The sequence below is a fragment of the Belnapia mucosa genome (assembly GCF_016775475.1).
GTDB lineage: Bacteria > Pseudomonadota > Alphaproteobacteria > Acetobacterales > Acetobacteraceae > Belnapia > Belnapia mucosa.
The window spans coordinates 1-16,502 of record NZ_JAEUXJ010000035.1; the positions used below are offsets into that span (position 1 = coordinate 1).

Here is a 16,502-nt window from a genome sequence, read left to right on the forward strand (position 1 = left end):
GGCAATCTGAAGTCCCTGCCCGCATCGTCCTCAGCTTGCCAACTCGCTCGGTTCGAGGACAACAAGTTGACTGTGCCGCCCCAGGTCCAGCGAGCGACGCTGCGGGCTGTTGCCGCAGCATGCTCCTGTGCGACCCCGTCCATCGGGGTGACCCGAGCAGCCTCGGCAAACAGTTCCTGGCGAAACTCGGCTTCGGTGCCGTTGCCGCCGTCGCGGAACCAGCCCACTCGGGCGCGGGCGGCAATGCTGAGGTGCCGAAACAGCTGGTTGGACTGAGCGGCAATGGCCGGGTCAGGATGATCTTGGGCCAGGGGCGCCCCCTGACGTGCCGCTGTTGAGGCCTGGAGCAACGCCCGCGCGCCCTCCAGGTCGAGCTGTGGCGCCAAAACCGCCAGGGCGTCCTCGCCATCCTGAGGGTCAGGCGCGAGATTGTACGGTGCGCCCGCCAGCACGGCGCAGTCCCATTCCGGCGAGAGCGGGTTCTTGACCCGGCACCAGTTGTTGAGACCGCCCGGGTCGGCGCCGAGCGGCAACAGCCCGGCCGTGAGGCCGCGTAGCACCGCAGTCCATAATTTCTGCGGCCCCGATCGCCCCTTGCCGGTGAAGGCGACGCTCTGCTCGATGAGCCAGATCAGGTGTGGGTGAAGCAGCTGTCCCTTCGGATCGATGTAACCAACCACCAGGTTCGGCAGCGGCAGATTCAGGGCAGAGATCGCGGCGGCAAGCTCTTCGACACCACCTTGGAAGGTATGGTCCAGCTCGACCCTCAGGACCCGGCGCATGCTGCGGTTGGTCTCCACATACACATCGTCGAGGGCAAGAAGCTTGTGGCCAACGCAATACGACGCGGATTTCGTGTTACCGGTTCGGAGTTTCTTGGCTCGTGGCACGCTCGCCACGAAGAGCTGGAGCAGCGGGTGTTGTTCCGAGACGAGACCCCAGTGCGTAAAGGGCAGACGTTTGTAGTTCGGATTGCCGCCAACGCATCCGCCAGGTGACTGATACCCGTGCCTCAGACGCCTTTCGACCTCGATATTCTGTTGGGCCTGGCGCTCTTTCCGCCACGCTGCGAAGATGGGTTCTTCCTCTGCATTCCGAACAAGCTTGGCATCAGCGTCGCCTTCCCGGGCCTTTAGGCGGATGAAGGACCAATAGGGCAGCGCGAAGCCTTCCGTCGTCTGGGCTTGCGCAAACTGGACGCCGATCCGTTCCTGTGCCTCCGCAATCCTCACCGCACGGGCCGCAGCGGCCTCTGGGGAGAGTTCTCGCCGGTTGAGTGCGCGATGCCGGCGGCGGTCGCGATTCTCTTCGCTTTTGGCTCGGTATTGCTCCGTATAGGTCGCTTCCCAGGCATTCTCGCTCGCCAGCATGCGCAATCTGGTTCCTCGGACGTGTGGCCGCTCGCTTTTCAAATATCTGCCGGCCGCGGCTTGGCGGCAGACGGCGAAGTGTATCGGCGCTAGCCGCTGCCTCCAACGAGATCCGGCAATGACCTGCCGATGTGGCAATCTCCAACCGCGGACGGCTGGATTCATCCGATTTGTGATACAATCGAAAGATGGAGTCTGCCGAACCGCCCTCGCCCCCCTCCCCATCGCGCCTGCCCTGGGACTTCCATCCCGCGCTGACCGAGGAGCGGCTGCGGGTCTGCGCCCGGATGCTGGCCAATGCCCGGCGCGATGCCCTGGCCATGGCCAGCTACGAGCTGGGCGATGACCCCTGGTCGGTGGGCTGCCGGGCCTTTGCCTTCGGCCGCCACCGGCTGCAGCGGGCCGCGAACTCGGGCGACTACCCCTGGCTCGAGGTGCTGGACGACAGCGCCCACTTCGTCTTCGTCATCGGCGGGAACGGCAATGGCGTGCCGGTGCGGTTCTATCGCGGCGCCGCCGAGGAGCCGACCGAACGCACCCTCAAGCGCCAGGAGGTCGAGGTCCAACAGCTTTCCCTGGCGTTGGGCGAGGCCGAGGCCGAGGGGTTGGCCTTCCGCCTGGCGGTGGAGACGGACGATGCCGGCCGGGTGGACCGGGTGGTGTTCCTGGCGCTGCGGGGCGAGGACCGGGTCGAGTGCTTCTGGCCGGTGCCGCTGGAGCTGCCCGCCGCGGCGGCTGTCGGCGCCGGGGTCCAGCTGCGCTTGATTGCCGATGATGGCTATGCCGGGCCTGGCGAGGGCGCCAGCCGCCCCGTGCCCCTGCCCCCTGCCCTGCCGCCGCGTCGCAAGCCGGCAGCCGGCCCGTCGCGGCCGCAGACCACGCTGTTCTAACCAAGCCGGCTGATACCCTCCCATGTCAACGCATCTGGCGTGCCTCAACCCGGCGCAGCGTGCCGCCGCAACCGCGCCGGCACCCGTGCTGGTGCTGGCCGGTGCCGGCTCGGGCAAGACCGAGACGCTGACCCGGCGGGTGGCGAACCTCATCCTCGGCGGTGAGCCGCCGGACCGGCTGCTCTGCATCACCTTCACCGCCAAGGCAGCCGGCGAGATGCGGAGCCGGCTTGCTGCCTTGCTCGGGCCGGAACGGACCCCGCGCTGGGTCGGCACCTTCCACGCCGTCATGGCACGGTTGCTGATCGAGGATGGCGCCGGCGTCCCCGGTCTGCCCCGCGGCTTTGCCATCCTGGGCCAGGGCGATGCCCGGGACCTGCTGATGCAGGCCGCCGGCATCGAGGACCGCAAGGAGGCGGGCCTGCTGCAGGAGGCCGTATCGTTACTCAAGAACGGCTTGGTGACCGATCCCCGGCGGCTGCCCCGCTCGTCGGCGCTGACCCGGTTCGAGCCGGAGGTGCTGGCGCGGGCGGCGGCCGTGCTGCCGGCCTACCGCGCGGCGCTTGCCGGGCGGCAGGCGCTGGACTTCGATGACCTCATCGCCCTGCCGGTCGCGGCCATGCAGGCCGATCCGGCCCTGGCTGCGCGTTGGTCGGCCCGCTGGGCCGAGATCCTGGTCGACGAATACCAGGATACCAACCATGCCCAGCATGCGCTGGTGCGCCTGCTGGCCGGCAAGCCCGGCAGGGTCTTCGCGGTGGGTGACGATCTGCAGGCCATCTATGGCTGGCGTGGCGCCGACGTGACCCATATACGCCGCTTCGGGAAGGACTACCGGGCCGCTCCGCCTGCCCTCAGGCTGGAGACCAATTACCGCTCGACTCCGACGATCCTGCGCGCCGCCAACGCCATTGCAGCCGAGGACCCCGAGGCGTTGCCTAAAACCCTCCGCCCGGCTGACCCGAAGGCACCGCCTGGGCCGTCGGTTACCATCCGGGAAGCACCAACGCTGGAGGACGAGGGCCGCGGTGCCGTGGCATGGGCGCAGTCACTGCGTCGGCGGCAGCCGGAGCTGCCTTGGCGCGAATACGCGGTGTTGGTGAGGGCCGGCTTCGTGGCGGAGCCGATCCTGGCCGCCCTCCGCCAAGCGAATGTGCCGGTGCGGCTGGTTACCGACCGGGAGCCCGAGCCGCCGAAGGAGGTTCTGGCCACGGTCGCCTGGCTGCGGCTGGCGATGAGCCGTAGCCGCGGCAAGGCCGGCACCCAGGTCTGGGATCCATCTGCCGATGATGCCTTTCGTCGTGCCTGCGCCTTTCCGGCACGCGGCATCGGTGGGGCGCTGTTCGGACGGCTGCGCGAGCATGCAGCGGAGTGCGGCCTCGCCCTGGCCTCGGCAGTGGCGACCCTGCCCGCCACCCCGATGGAGCGGCAGGGGCTCGAGGCCGTGCTGGGTGTGGCCGGCGAGATCGCGGACGGCGTGGACCGACAAAAGCTTGGTCCGGCTGATGCCTTGCGGCTGGCGGCTGAGGCCAGCGAGCTCGCGGAGCGGCTGGGATCGGACGGCAAGCTTGGCCATGCCTGGGCAGCCGCGTTGCAGGCAGCGGAGGGGGCCGGCAGCGTGGCGGCCTACTGCGACGGAGCCGCCCTGGGCGCCATGTCCGGCGAAGGCGAGACCGCCGACGCAGTGCAGGTGATGACGCTGCACCGGGCTAAGGGGCTGGAGTTCGACCATGTGCTGTTGGCGGGGCTTGAGGAGGGCATCTGGCCAAATTGGCAGGCGGAGCAGCAAGGCGCCATCGCCGAGGAGCGACGGCTGTTCTATGTCGGCGTCACCCGTGCCCGGCATTCGCTGCAGCTGAGTTGGGTGCGGCAACGCCGTGAATGGGCGGGCAAGCCCTCACGCTTCCTGGCCGAAATCCCGAAGGCGCTGACCGAGGCCGGCGCGGCGTCCTGGCAAGCCAAGGATCCCGGGCCGGCCAGCCGCACAACGGCCGTCCGGCCGGCACGTCCGGTGAAGCCGCCGACCCAAGCCGAGACCGACCGACTGGTCGCCGAGTTCACGGCCCGCAAGGCGGCAAAGGCGCCGCGGTGATTCCGGGCATGCCGGCGCCCGCGCTGGGCCCATTAGGCAGCCGGTCCGGGTAATCCTGATGACAATATGACATCGGGGCGAGACGGTTAGGCTGCCACCACCAGCGCATCGTGTGTGGCTGCCCCTTCGGCGGTGTTGTCGAAGATGCACCAGACCTCTCCGTTGAGGCTGGAGAGTTGGTGCCGTAGCCGCTCCAGGTAAGCCTGCGGATAGGGCGAGTAGTACATACGTGGCGAGCCGTGCAGCCGAAAATAGGTCAGTGCCGGCCATCCACCAGGCTCGGCGGCACGTGGGACCGGTGCCGGATCGGCGGCAACACGCGCTACGCGGTGCTCGGACAGCATCGCGTCGACGGCATCGGTGAACCAGCTTGGGTGCCGCGGTTCACAGGCCAGATCACCGGCGAAGCTGTTGCGCAAATTCTGGAGGAACTCGGATACGAGATCTTGGTGAAAGACCAGGCTGGGCGGGAGCTGGATCAGCAGAGGCCCAAGCTTGGGTCCAAGCAGACTGACTTCCTCCAGGAAACGCGCGAGCGGCTCCGTGGCGTTAGCGAGCCTGCGGGTGTGGGTAATCTCTTTTGGGACCTTCACGGCGAAACGGAAGTCGGCCGGAACACTGGCGGCCCAACGCGCATAGGTGCTGGTCCGATGCGGCCGATAGAAGGACGAGTTAATCTCGACGGCGGGGAGGCGTTGGCTATAGCGCTGGAGATGGCTGCCTTTCCCGGGAAAGCGGTCAGCCTGTGCTGCCGGGATCGACCAGCCTGCCGTTCCAACCCGCAGCGTCTTCGGTATCTCAGTCATTCAGGAAGTCAACGTGATGCCGCATGGGTTGGGGATCTCCGGATGGCCCGTCATTCTGCCGCCTGCCGTTGCAGAATGGCCTGCCTGCCGGGAACCGTAAGGTCGTAAACCCCGCGCTCGGTGCGTTCAAACCAGCCATACACGTTGCGGAGGAGGATGCGGCCCGCATCAGGTGCGATGGCCTTGAAGTCGCGCGGCCGGCGAGGCCCCTCCTGCAGGGCCGCCGCGCAGGCCAGCGCCTGCTGGCGATAAGCCGTCATGATTGGGGTACGCGAGGCGCCGCCCTGGGTAGGGTTGCCGAGACGCCAGCTGTGCTCGCGCAGCAGCAAGGTGCGGCGCTTGCGGTTGGGGCGAGGTCGATAAGCCGTTGGCTCGGCCAGCATTGTGGCAGCCGAGATGCTGTTGCGGCTGCGCAACATGATATGCTGCCGTCATGGATCCCGCCGAACCGTCCTCGCCTCCCCTGCCCCCTTCCCATCGCGTCTTCCTTGGGACTTCCATCCGGCGCTGACCGAGGAGCGGCTGCGGGTCTGCGCCCGGATGCTGGCCAATGCTCGGCGCGATGCCCTGGCCATGGCCAGCTAGGAGCTGGGCGAGACCCCTGGTCGGTCGGTTGCTGCGCCTTTGCCTTTGGCCGCCACCGCCTGCCGCGTCGCCTTGCTCTGCTACGACACTACGCCGTCGAGCAACAGATCGAGGTTTGGCGGGACCGCACGCCTAATTCCGACAATCTCGCACTTTGGAAGCAGCTTCCGCCCGAGACAGGACCTATAGCGACAGCCTGACGGTTGGCAGCGTGAGCCGACGCACAGAAATACGCGGCAAATTGCCACAGCGGCACCTAGACTGCTTCTGCGTTGCGGCCCCTCAACTTGAGGCTGACCCGCGCGCCAATGGTCGTTCAAGACCCGGGCCGGCCGACCGGCGCGCCACTCGACGCCTGCTCGGCTGCCCCTTAGGGGAGGCGCCGTCCGATGTCTGAAGACAAAGTCAGCTCCGTAAACAACGGCAGCAGTGGTCGGCTGCCGCGCTCGGTTGCTCTGGTCGGTCCGCAAGCGAGCGGCAAGTCCACCCTGTTTGAGGCCATGCTGCCGGTCGGCTCCGGTCGCCGCAGTGCCGGCCGTGACCCGGGGACGGAGATGCGGCTTCGCCACGGCAGTTACCTCGGCGATCCCTGGGCCCTTCTGGATACGCCAGGCGCCGTCGACTTCGCCTATGACGCCGGCTGTGCGCTGGCTGTGGCCGACGCCGCGGTGGTGGTCTGCGACGCCGACCTGGTGCGCGCCATGGTGGTGGGCCCGCTGTTCCACCAACTGGAGGAAGCCGCTGTCCCGACCGTGGTTTTCATCAACAAGGTCGATGCCCTCACCGGCACCATCCGCGACATGCTGGCCGCATTGCAGGCCGAAACCCGGCGCCGCCTGGTGCTGCGCCAGGTGCCGATCCGCGAAGCCGGGGCGGTGACCGGTTATGTCGACGTGGTGAGCGGGCGTGCCTATCGCTACCGCCGCGGTGCCGCCTCCGAGCAGATTGAAACGCCCGAAACACTGCGCCCGCGCGAGGCGGAAGCTCGTGGTGCGTTGCTGGAAGCCCTAGTCGATCACGACGATGAGCTTTTTGCGAAGGTAGTGGAGGATCTGGAGCCGACCCCGGACGAGATCTACCGCCCGCTGCATCGCGGGGAGGCGAGCGGCGCGGTGATCAGTGTGCTGCTTGGCGCAGCCGAGTATGGTTACGGTATTCGTCGGCTTTGGAAGACCCTGCGGCATGATGTGCCGGATCCGGGCAAGACTGCCACCCAGCGCGGCATCCCGGCGGAGGGACCGCCGCTGGTCCAGGTCTTCCGAACCCGCCATGGCGGTCACGCTGGACGGTTGTCCTTCGCCCGGGTCTGGCGCGGCCCACTGGCTGACGGAACAACGATTGACTCCCGCCGGGTCGGTGGCCTGCACCGTTTTCCTGACGGCGAGGCGCATAAGGTGGCGCGGGCTGAAACCGGTGACCTGGTGGCCATCGGCCGGCTGGAAGGGGTGGCGACCGGAGCGACACTCGGCGGCCCGGCCCTCGACTTCCCTGCCCCCCCGCCCCCGGTCTACGCCCTGGCGATCGGCGCCGAGGATCGCAAGGAGGAGGTGCGGCTCTCGGTCGCCCTACAGCGGCTGGCCGAGGAGGACCTGGCGCTCAGTATCCGCCAGGATGCAGATAGCGCCGAAACCATCCTGGCGGGGCAAGGCGAGTTGCACCTGCGGACTGCGGTCGACCGACTCCTTGCCGCTTCGGGGGTGAGGCTGCAGTGTCGGCGGCCGCAGCTGCCACTTCGGGAGACCATTCGTCACGCGGTGGTGCAGCATGCCCGATTGAAGCGGCAGACCGGTGGGCATGGCCAATTTGCTGATGTGAAGCTGCAGATCGCCCCGCGTCCGCGTGGGACTGGCTTTCACTTCGGTGAGAAAGTGGTCGGCGGCACGGTGCCACGACGCTTCATCCCGGCCGTCGCCCAGGCGGCCGAGGCGGCGACGCGCGAGGGCCCGCTCGGCCACCCCGTGGTCGATGTGGCGGTTACCCTGCTCGACGGTGGATTCCATAGTGTCGACAGCAGCGACATGGCCTTCGCCACGGCGACGCGCATGGCCATGCAGGAAGGCTTAGCCAAGGCCGAGCCGGTGCTGCTGGAGCCATACCATCAAGTGACGGTCGCAGTGCCCGCGACCTTTACCGCCAATGTCCAGCGGCTGCTATCCGGCCGCCGGGGTCAGATCCTCGGCTTTGCCGGCAAGCCGGGCATGACCGGCTGGGATGAGGTGCAAGCGTTATTACCGGCTGGCGAGCTGGACGAGCTGATCGTTGAACTGCGGTCGCAAACTCAGGGACTCGGCACATACACGCACAGCTTCGACCATCTGGCCGAGGCTCGTGGTCGGTAAGCGGCCACGGCCGTGTCCATAAATGCTCGGAATACGAGCGGCGATGGGAGATGCTTTCAACACGTGAGCCGATGCTAGCCGAGTTGCTGCATCAGTTCGGCTTCCACGCTGCCATTACCGCTGGTAATGGCAGTTACCGCGCATGACCGAGCCGCCCCCTGATGCTGTGCGTTAGGGCGGCGTCAGGCAGAGCCGTGCAGGCGGAAGGAGGTCTGTGCCGCCCGTGTCCCACGCTCGGCGGTGCATGGGACCCGTGCCGGATTAGGCGGCGCCTAATCGTGGCTGGCTCCTTTGTTATCGAGGAGCTGGTTGCGGCCGCGCTCGTGCCAAGGAGCGGCACCTCACTGGCCGGACCACCTCGGCACAACTGGCTGCACTTAGTCTCCTAGCCCCTTAAGCCGGAGAGTGGCACAAGCGTCGTCGCCGGAGCCTGCTAGTAGCCGGCTGCACCCTTGCTCGCCTCACGCTCTACCCCCTTCGGTTGCGACGTCTAGGTATGAGTTACAGGGACGCAGGTGGCGTAAGCTCCCCTTGGAGCGCTCGATAGAGAAGCCGTTAGACAATGTCTAATCTCCGCTTTTTACCCCTCCTTATTCGGTGAACGTGGACACGGAGCAGTTTAGGAATGTATTGCAACTAGGGGACCGAGGGGACTGGGGATGACGCAGGTCGTCGCGCGCCAGCGCGCCGTAAAAGTCAAGGATACGCACTGCCGTATCCTGTTGATCAGCAGTCCGAAGGGCGGGTCGGGTAAGTCGGTGCTAAGCCGGCACATCCTCGTCAGCGCTGCGCAGGCCGGCATCAGGGCGATCGGGCTCGACTTTGACCGTCAGCAAACGCTGGCAAAGTGGGCGGCGCGCCGGGCACGCACGCGCGAGGCCTTCCCGGACTTTGCAGAAACGTTGATCGAACCCGTGTCGCTCAGCGACTGGCGCGCCGCGTTGCGCCGAACCGAAGGCTACCAACTCGCCGTGCTCGACACGCCTCCGAGTGTGGAGGACCACTTGCCGGCGATCGACGGCCTCGGCGAGGCAGCCGATCTTATCCTGGTTCCGGCCGTATGTACGCAGGACGATGTGGAATCTGTCGCGCCTTGGGTCAAGGCGTTGGCGGCTAAGGGTTTTACGACCTCGGTCGTTCTGAACCGCGCGAACCGCCGCACTATGAGCTATGCCAGAATGCGGGGCGTCCTTGTGAAGGCAGGGTCGGTCTGTCCGACAGAGTTGCCCCAGCTTGAGGACATCCATGTGCCATCGACGAAGGGGCTGACGCTGCTCGACTATTCGAAGTCGCGCGGGATCGAGCCCTTTGAGGAGATTTGGGCCTATGTGCGTCGGGAGATGAAGCTGTGACCATAGCCGCGGGGAAGCGGTCCAAGGCCGCGCTGAAGGCATTTCTCGCTGCGGAGGAGGATCCTGCAGCAGACATCGCAGTCGTCGACCCGCGCGCTTCCGAACTCCGCTCGCTAGGTGCGGAGGATCCGGCAGCGCTGGACGCCATCCGCGAGGTCTTCGCCGGCACCGACTTGCCGCACAACCAGGAGAAGGTCAGGCGTATCCTCCGTACCCGGAGTGAGATCCAGAAGGAGTGGGGTGATGCCCGCGACTCCTTCCTCGCCATAGGGCGCGCGCTGCTTGTTCTCGAGGCTGAGTTAACGAAGGCCGAGTTTGCGCGACTTCGCTATGGTACAGAGCGCCTCTTCCCGTTCTCCGACGCGACGGCGACGCAGCTTCGTCAGATCGCGCGTGCCGTGGACGGAGGGAGGATTCCTGCAGTGGCATGTCCGGGTAGCTACGGCACGGCCTATCAGATTACTTTATTGACCGATGCTCAGTTGCGAGTGGCACAGGAAAAAGGGCTCATTCGGCCCGATGTGACACGCCGTGAGATTATGCAACTCAGGAGGGAGGTTCCCGCCGATGGTGCTGTGCCGTCGCTCCCGGGGCGGGTGGACCGAGCGCGGCTACGTGAGGAGCGCGCCCGGCTAGGCGAGCGGCGTAAGCGCCTAGCTGAAGAGCTGGCAGAGGTGGACCGCCGCATTGTGCAGCTTGATGAGCTGCTGTCACCGATGATCGAAGGCGAGGTAGAGGCGGTCTCGTAGCGAGAGGTCAGCCAAAGGTACTCGCCGCTGGCCTTCCAATACTGGACTCTTCCGGGAAGTCGCCTGGTGGGGCGCATGAGAGGAACTAGGGTTGTAGCGGGGCTGGACTTTGGCGGGGACGGCCAATCTGGACGTTTTGACGCCTCGGTTGCGGCTGGACTCTGGCGGGGCTCAGGCGCCGCGGCGTAGCGGGCGGCCGCCGAGCGCCACCACTCGTGGCGAGCCGGGCGTTACAGGTGGCCGAGACGGCCGCAGCGTGATGCCGCGCTCGCTCACCTCCACGTCGGCGTCGGGGTACACGGCCAATGCGAGGCCTAGCGTGTCCTTGAACTGATCCTTGAAGTGGTCGAGGCGCTTCACCCCGCGGCCAAACTGCCCGTGCAGTGCGCGCCAGCCAATCGGTGTGGGCTCGGCGAGGGCATGGAGTCGGTAAGCGAGCCAGCAGTAGACGTCGAGCGCCATACTGTTGTTTGCGATTTGGCGGACCGCCGTCTCCTCAATTGGGACTGGGTGCTTCTTCAGCTGCTGAAAGAACATCTCAGACAGCGTCGCTGTCTCGATGAAGAGGCTGCCTTGAGCGTTGTCTTCCTCAACAAACATCGAGGTGTCGAGCAGGTTTTGGTTCACGAGCCCGGTGCGGTTGCCCTGTTTGATGGTAAAGGTCATTCGGCAACGGCTCAGCCGCTCTGCCTGGTCGCGAACGTCCCTCATGGATTTGCCGCCAATCGGGATGCCGAGCCGCCGCAGCCAGGCGTGCAGACTCTTCCCAAGCTCGATCTCACGGCTGTTCGTGCGCAGTGCCTCAGACTGCAGGTAGAGCAAGATGAGGCGCGCGCGGCTGCCATAGGGAACGCCGACGCTGACTGGCTCGCCGCTTGGCACAGCGCGGAGGCCCGGTTGCACGATGAGGGTGACGCGCTCGGTGGTGATCTGCCACGGGGCGTCGTCGGCGAGCCGCTTGTGGGGAAGGGCGGCCTGGGCCCAGCCGGAATAGAGGAAGCCGATCTCGACGTCCTCGCTGGCTAAGTAGGCGGCAGCTGCCTCGACCACTCGGCGGTCGAAGTCAGAACGGAGCGCGGCCTCTCGACCCTCCTCCTTCAATAGCCTGTGGACCTCACCCATGGCGATCACTCATTGGAATAGGCGCTAATCTGCCGACCGGCGAGGGGTTCGTCATGCTGGACTCTACCGGGACTTGCTAGAAGTACTTGTTCGAAAGCTTGTAGTAAGCTGCCAGAGTCCAGTGGAAAACTCGCTACATCATTGATTCCCCTAATTCCGACTTTTCGGGTGTGTCCGACAGAGTCCAGCTTTCTCCCGGTAAAGATCAGGACGCTGTGGACTAGGCACGCCGCAAGGACTCGGACGCCGCTCGAAGCCGTCGGCAGCGACTCCACGGCGGCCCCCGGTAGAGTCCAGTCCAAACCATATCGCAGTGTTGACGATAGTCTGTGGGCCAGCCCTTTCGCTGAACGGTACCGATGCCTGTCCTATGGTGCCCCACCAGCTTCGGCCAAAGCGCGACACGCATAATCATGCGGGGATTAGGTCAATTTTGTAGGCTATGGCCATGTCGGAGACCCACTGCCGACCGGGACCTGTGTCGAGCGTTTCAGTAGCGACGACTTCAAGATCCGCAGGCGTGATCCTTGTCCCATAAAGCAGCATAGCCTGAACCTCGTCCTGCTGGCGCGATGTCCAAATCAGGCCGTCGAAGTCGGGTAGGTCGCGGTGAATCGCTTCCGCCCAGCGTGCTGTCTCCCTGTAGGCGGCTGTCCCATGGCTCTCGATCATTGTAAGGCGGGATTGGCCCACCAAAGCGAGTTCAGCGTTGTAGAGCGCAGCCAGGCGAAAAGTACGGCGAGGCCGCAACTCGGAGAGGGCGCTTCCGGTGATCCTTCGAGCGAAGACCTGCCGGGGTAAGGGCAGAAGCGGGAGGTTACGAAAAATCGTCTCGAAGGCGGCTGCCTCTCGGGTGCGGCCGGCGTAGAGCGTCGGGATGCATTCTCCGGCCACGTCGTAGAGAGGAGAAAAGCGGCTGTGGTCTCCCATGCAGGGGTTGAAGACGTTGCCTAGCCGCAACGCGCTGTGGACGCGCCATAGTGGCGTGCCTTCCGGCAACATGCGCTCACCGAACGGCTCGAGGCGAGCCGGCGGCAGCCCAGGACCAGTAGCCACGGCTAGTAGGACGCTTCCGCCACTTCGTGCTGCGCTGCCGCCACGACGGCATGGGGGGCGCGCTCGATGACGTCTAGCGGGGTTTTCCAGTCATCGAATTCGGCATTGGGGCGGGTAAGCCAGATCGCCAACGGCCAACCCTCGAGTTTTCCTTCAAGGGCTGTGAGCAGCATGCGAAAGACGGGCTTGGGCTGCCCGTCCTGGCCGATCTGGAACTCGGGGTAGAGACGCTGCTTGCCGTGCTGCACGCTGAACACGCGCTTGGCGTCAACCCAACCCTTCAGCAAGGCCGACGGGTTCACCGTCCCGCTCCCGACCAACCTTGCGATCGCCGCCGCCGTCAGAGCTGGATGCTTCTGCAGCCACGCCTCACGGATCTCGGTCCAGCGCGCCGCCTCGGTTTCGCGCCAAGTCTCGACGATTGGTTCAACGGCTTGCGTCGCATTATCCAGGGCGCGCTCGACAGCCGCGGGGCTTTCGGTACTTGCTACGCGCAGGACCCGGTTGATCATGCGCTGAAAACTCGGGGCGTCCTCTTCTGGGGCCTCGACGAGGAAGACGCGGCGCCCCGGTTGGACCTCCATGGGGACGACGCCCTCTGCGAAGGCGACCGTCTTCGTCCGATGTCCCCTGCCGTGCACGGCCCCGTGCTTGGTCGTAGGAACCTCCAGAATGCGGTACTCGCCTCTACTGGGCTTCGGCTCCTTGCGGCCACCGGACATCATCCGCTCGGCCTCCATTCCGCCCTTGGCCACTTTTTTACCTTCCATAGTGCTCTTAGCGGACTTAGGAGCTAGTAGTCTAGTACGGCTATTTCAAGCCAACCTTCGAAGAGGTCATCGTAAGGGCAGGCGTGCAATCAGTGCCCGCTTCATAACGGCTTTGCCAAACGCCTGAGCAGGACGGTGGCGGTGGCGAGGACGAAGAAGGCGATAACGGAGCTGGGCGTGGCTTTATGGTTGCTGCGAGGCGGCGCCTGAGAGCGCTCCGTCGCTCGGCGCGGGCCGGGCGTAAGCCGCCGGATCGTCATCGGGAAGGAGTAGACGTTGTGAACGAAGTCACGGAGGCCGCTGCCTCGCCGGTCTCCCGCGATTACGGCAAGCCCTGTATCACTTGTGGTAAGGCGGCTTTATCGCAGGTTAGAGCACGCTGGGCTGGTGCTGAGGGCTGCGGCATCCGACATCTACAGCATGAGCCTGCCGCCGAAGATCACGCCCGAGGAGCGCCGGCGCCGCACCGCCGATCGGCTGAAGACCATTCGGTTGCGGATGGCGATCGGCCGCGAGCTGGATCATCGGGGTATCACCACGCCCGCCGGGATCGGCGCCGCGCTCGGGCTGCCACCGGCCGAGGCGACCAAACTGCTAACCCGGCATCAGTGGCGCGAAGGCAATGTGGCACTGCTCGAGGCCGCGGCGGCCCAGCTGGGGGTGCTGCTGCCGGAACCAGCAAGAGACGACTGGCCGAGCTAATCAGCGCCGCTGCTGGCTGCCTCCAGCGCTGCCTTGAGCCGCTCTACCATTTTGGCACCAGCCGCTGTGTGGACCGCTATGACGCTGCGGCGATCCCCGAGCTCTTCCTCCCGTCGGAGCAGGTCGAACGTCACCAGCCGATCCATGCCGCGCGTGGCGGACGGTCTGCGGCTGGTTGGTGAGATAGACGGTCAGCAGCATGGCCAGCTGGCGGAGGTTCAGGTCGGGCTGGTCAGACCTGACCTCCGACAGCATCGTCTCCCGGAGACTGTGCAGCAGCCGGTCGGGCTCGTCGTGTGGCTGGCTTTGGCTCATCTGCATATGCTTTCGCACGGGACCCCATCGCGGTCCCCGTCCAGCCGGGAGAGGCCGCACTGCTGCAGGTAGAAGCGCGCCTCGGCGCAGCTGGTCATCTCGCGGCAGTACTGCTTGCTGCCACAGGTGAAGCCGCTGCCGGTTTGCGGCACGGACCGAGGCGGCGGCGCGCTCGGCGTCTCAGCAGCCTGGCTGGCGCTTCCGCCCCGGGCTGCCGCACGCCACTCCCAGGGAGGCACGCGTTCGGCCTCAGGCAGAGCCCATAGGCCGCGGCGGTTCGCCTTGGCCTCGGCCTCAATCCGCAGCAGCTCGGGATCCCGGCTGTATTGGCGATAGACCCAGGCGGCTCCCTGCCGGACCATCTCGGCATTCACATCCACCGGGCCGGCGTAGACGCGGCCCACGGTCCGCCCGTAGCGGTCGGTATCCTGGACCACGACGTGGACATCCTTGCCGAAGACCAGCTCCGACAAGGCTTGCTGCGCGCGGGTGCCGTAGGGCTGCCGGCTCTCTGGTGTGTCGATCTCCCCTAACCGGATCCGGACCTGCCGGCGCTCGGCGGTGAGCAGGGTGATTGTGTCCCCATCCGCCAAGCCCACCACTCGGCCGAGCAGATCGGCGGCGAGAGCAGGACTGCCTGTGAGAAGGCACAAGAGAAGCAGAAGAGCGAGAACGAGGGCGATTGGGCGGCTGGGAAGAGGCATGCCGCAATCTGCCACACCTAATCGGAATGTTGCATCGCAGTGTGGATTACGAACCCCCTTTGGGCCGGGTCGCTTTGTCCCGATTTAAAAGGGAGGTCAGCAACGTTATGTATTTCTGGTTATGTATTCCTGGATCACATGAATATCCATGTAAATAATGGTCGTGCCTACAACCGATAGTTGGTAGCCTGTTCAATGTGCCTGGTTACGCTGATCCAGCTTGAGGAGTCAGCGTGGTGGCTTGTCGTCCCTTGTTAATTATCGAAGACGACGCCGCACTGCGGTCGACCCTGGCCGAGCAGATCGCTCTCGACGGCGATTTCACCGTCGATGAGGCCGAAAGCGCGAGCGAGGCGGAAGCCAAGTTGGCCAACATCGAGGTGCACTACGACGCCATCCTGCTCGATATCGGCCTGCCCGATGCCGATGGCCGCGAGTTCTGCGCCAAGCTTCGCCGTGACGGTCAACACATGCCAATCATCATGTTGACCGGGGAAGACACCGAGCAGGACATCGTCCGCGGCCTGGATGCCGGAGCCAATGACTACATCACCAAGCCTTTCCGGCTGCCGGAACTGCTGGCACGGGTCCGCGCCCAGTTGCGGGTTTTCGACAATTCCGAGAACGTGGTCTTCACCATCGGGCCCTACACGTTTCGCCCGAGCGCGAAGCTCGTGCTTGAGCCCGGCCGTAACCGCAAGATCCGCCTGACCGACAAGGAAACGGCGATCCTGAAACTCCTCTACCGAGCCGGCGGCAAGCCGATAGCGCGACAAACCTTGTTGCAGGAGGTTTGGGGCTATAACAGCAACGTCACAACCCATACGCTTGAGACGCATATTTATCGTCTTCGCTGCAAGATTGAGCCCGACCCTACTCAGTTTCAGCTGCTGCTGACTGAGGAGGGTGGGTACAAGCTCGGCTCCATCGCCAGGACACCGCCGACCTGACTTGGGCCAGCTCAACCACGTCCTTGTTCTGGTTCAGATGGCGCGACGGGCGGCAGCCCTGGAAGATCAGGTCGAGGCGGCGACGCAGGCGGGTCGCCCGGCAAATTAATAGGCGGATCCAAAGGGCGTTCGGGCATCGGATCGCTGGACGTCTCTTGTACGGGAGGCATGAGGTTGTCCCCAGGTTGCGCAAACAGAACGCAGCCGAAAGCCGAAGATCTCGCCCGAAAAGCGCCGGCGCCTGTGATAGCTGTCAGTTCAGCAGCGGGAGCGCGGACGAGGGAGTTCGTAGGTTTGTCAGGCTGCTCATGGCTCGGGCCACGGCTCACACTTGATAAGCCTGTAACTGGGGAACGCTGTATCGTTCCAGCTATCTAACTGAAGCAGGCAAATCTGACAGTCGAAACTGTCCCGATGCCTGATCAGTAGATGCAAAATCCGAACTTCATAAAGAGATCCGCATCGTGGGCATTTCCTCTCCTTTGGAGCAGAAGTGCTGAAGGTGCCAACCATGCCGCCCTCCGCAGCTCTAGAGCTCGATATTCACCGCTCATAGCACGCTTGCCATGGTGTGACGGCGCGGCGCTCAGGCTGCGCCGCTCTGGGCTTTATCCAGCATCGCTGGCTTGCTCTGCGGGGGGATTATCGCATGTGACGGCGATGTATGATGTCCATAATCGACGGCAGGCTTGAGAGCCTG

At 65.3% G+C, this 16,502-nt stretch carries 14 protein-coding genes; 7 read left to right on the forward strand and 7 right to left on the reverse strand.

Translation table 11 applies throughout. From position 1 onward, the window contains the following. On the reverse strand, positions 1 to 1,370 hold a 1,370-nt coding region (locus JMJ55_RS28940), incomplete at its 3' end, for a replication initiation protein (protein WP_202829084.1). Between the two features lie 188 nt (positions 1,371 to 1,558). Between JMJ55_RS28940 and JMJ55_RS28945 the strand changes: the two genes are divergently transcribed. Both JMJ55_RS28945 and JMJ55_RS28950 read left to right on the forward strand, forming a co-directional pair. Beyond that, a complete protein-coding gene (locus tag JMJ55_RS28945) occupies positions 1,559 to 2,260 on the forward strand; it encodes a hypothetical protein (RefSeq protein WP_202829085.1) in 702 nt (233 codons plus the stop codon). Between the two features lie 22 nt (positions 2,261 to 2,282). Then, entirely contained in the window at positions 2,283 to 4,352 is a 2,070-nt protein-coding gene (locus tag JMJ55_RS28950; protein ID WP_202829086.1) for an ATP-dependent helicase, read from the forward strand. 86 nt (positions 4,353 to 4,438) lie between these two features. On the opposite strand, the gene JMJ55_RS28955 is transcribed toward JMJ55_RS28950, so the two are convergent. Beyond that, positions 4,439 to 5,158 carry a DUF72 domain-containing protein gene (locus tag JMJ55_RS28955; RefSeq protein WP_202829087.1) on the reverse strand — a complete coding sequence of 240 codons (720 nt, stop codon included), beginning with the start codon at positions 5,156 to 5,158 and terminating at the stop codon, positions 4,439 to 4,441. 50 nt (positions 5,159 to 5,208) lie between these two features. Next, positions 5,209 to 5,577, reverse strand: coding sequence for a DUF2161 family putative PD-(D/E)XK-type phosphodiesterase (locus tag JMJ55_RS28960; protein WP_202829088.1), 369 nt, complete (start codon positions 5,575 to 5,577; stop codon positions 5,209 to 5,211). 555 nt (positions 5,578 to 6,132) lie between these two features. Between JMJ55_RS28960 and JMJ55_RS28965 the strand changes: the two genes are divergently transcribed. The 3 genes from JMJ55_RS28965 (at position 6,133) to JMJ55_RS28975 (ending at position 10,183) form a co-directional block, all read left to right on the forward strand. Further along, positions 6,133 to 8,082, forward strand: coding sequence for an elongation factor G (locus tag JMJ55_RS28965; protein WP_202829089.1), 1,950 nt, complete (start codon positions 6,133 to 6,135; stop codon positions 8,080 to 8,082). Positions 8,083 to 8,741: 659 nt separating this feature from the next. Beyond that, positions 8,742 to 9,434 (forward strand): ParA family protein, encoded by a 693-nt coding sequence (locus JMJ55_RS28970; protein ID WP_202829090.1) that lies wholly within the window; start codon positions 8,742 to 8,744, stop codon positions 9,432 to 9,434. Continuing rightward, positions 9,431 to 10,183, forward strand: a complete 753-nt coding sequence (locus JMJ55_RS28975) for a hypothetical protein (protein WP_328702797.1) — start codon at positions 9,431 to 9,433, stop codon at positions 10,181 to 10,183. Before JMJ55_RS28970 ends, JMJ55_RS28975 begins: the two co-directional genes overlap by 4 nt. A 171-nt stretch (positions 10,184 to 10,354) precedes the next feature. Here JMJ55_RS28975 and JMJ55_RS28980 read toward each other — a convergent pair whose 3' ends face one another. The 3 genes from JMJ55_RS28980 to JMJ55_RS28990 form a co-directional block, all read right to left on the reverse strand. After that, positions 10,355 to 11,305 carry a replication protein RepA gene (locus JMJ55_RS28980; protein ID WP_202829091.1) on the reverse strand — a complete coding sequence of 317 codons (951 nt, stop codon included), beginning with the start codon at positions 11,303 to 11,305 and terminating at the stop codon, positions 10,355 to 10,357. A 411-nt stretch (positions 11,306 to 11,716) separates the two neighbouring features. Continuing rightward, complete coding sequence (locus tag JMJ55_RS28985; protein WP_202829092.1) at positions 11,717 to 12,307, reverse strand: RES family NAD+ phosphorylase; 591 nt, start codon at positions 12,305 to 12,307, stop codon at positions 11,717 to 11,719. 56 nt (positions 12,308 to 12,363) lie between these two features. Further along, the gene (locus JMJ55_RS28990; RefSeq protein WP_202829093.1) at positions 12,364 to 13,131 is read right to left on the reverse strand and encodes a hypothetical protein; all 768 of its coding nucleotides are present in this window, start codon (positions 13,129 to 13,131) and stop codon (positions 12,364 to 12,366) included. Between the two features lie 420 nt (positions 13,132 to 13,551). Here JMJ55_RS28990 and JMJ55_RS28995 point away from each other — a divergent pair, with 420 nt between their 5' ends. Next, positions 13,552 to 13,833 (forward strand): hypothetical protein, encoded by a 282-nt coding sequence (locus JMJ55_RS28995; protein WP_202829094.1) that lies wholly within the window; start codon positions 13,552 to 13,554, stop codon positions 13,831 to 13,833. A 311-nt stretch (positions 13,834 to 14,144) separates the two neighbouring features. Here the strand turns inward: JMJ55_RS28995 and JMJ55_RS29000 are convergent, their stop codons facing one another. Beyond that, positions 14,145 to 14,741, reverse strand: a complete 597-nt coding sequence (locus tag JMJ55_RS29000) for a thermonuclease family protein (RefSeq protein ID WP_236034194.1) — start codon at positions 14,739 to 14,741, stop codon at positions 14,145 to 14,147. A gap of 344 nt (positions 14,742 to 15,085) precedes the next feature. Here JMJ55_RS29000 and JMJ55_RS29005 point away from each other — a divergent pair, with 344 nt between their 5' ends. Further along, a complete protein-coding gene (locus tag JMJ55_RS29005; protein WP_202829096.1) occupies positions 15,086 to 15,802 on the forward strand; it encodes a response regulator transcription factor in 717 nt (238 codons plus the stop codon). Positions 15,803 to 16,502 lie beyond the last annotated feature (700 nt).

Bases quoted from the DNA above. Each gene is read 5' to 3' on its own strand.
- JMJ55_RS28980 (WP_202829091.1), bottom strand. From the start codon at position 11,305: ATGGGTGAGGTCCACAGGCTATTGAAGGAGGAGGGTCGAGAGGCCGCG.
- JMJ55_RS28995 (WP_202829094.1), top strand. From the start codon at position 13,552: ATGAGCCTGCCGCCGAAGATCACGCCCGAGGAGCGCCGGCGCCGCACC.
- JMJ55_RS28945 (WP_202829085.1), top strand. From the start codon at position 1,559: ATGGAGTCTGCCGAACCGCCCTCGCCCCCCTCCCCATCGCGCCTGCCC.
- JMJ55_RS28990 (WP_202829093.1), bottom strand. From the start codon at position 13,131: ATGGAAGGTAAAAAAGTGGCCAAGGGCGGAATGGAGGCCGAGCGGATG.
- JMJ55_RS28965 (WP_202829089.1), top strand. From the start codon at position 6,133: ATGTCTGAAGACAAAGTCAGCTCCGTAAACAACGGCAGCAGTGGTCGG.
- JMJ55_RS28960 (WP_202829088.1), bottom strand. From the start codon at position 5,577: ATGTTGCGCAGCCGCAACAGCATCTCGGCTGCCACAATGCTGGCCGAG.
- JMJ55_RS28950 (WP_202829086.1), top strand. From the start codon at position 2,283: ATGTCAACGCATCTGGCGTGCCTCAACCCGGCGCAGCGTGCCGCCGCA.
- JMJ55_RS28970 (WP_202829090.1), top strand. From the start codon at position 8,742: ATGACGCAGGTCGTCGCGCGCCAGCGCGCCGTAAAAGTCAAGGATACG.
- JMJ55_RS28985 (WP_202829092.1), bottom strand. From the start codon at position 12,307: ATGTTGCCGGAAGGCACGCCACTATGGCGCGTCCACAGCGCGTTGCGG.
- JMJ55_RS28955 (WP_202829087.1), bottom strand. From the start codon at position 5,158: ATGACTGAGATACCGAAGACGCTGCGGGTTGGAACGGCAGGCTGGTCG.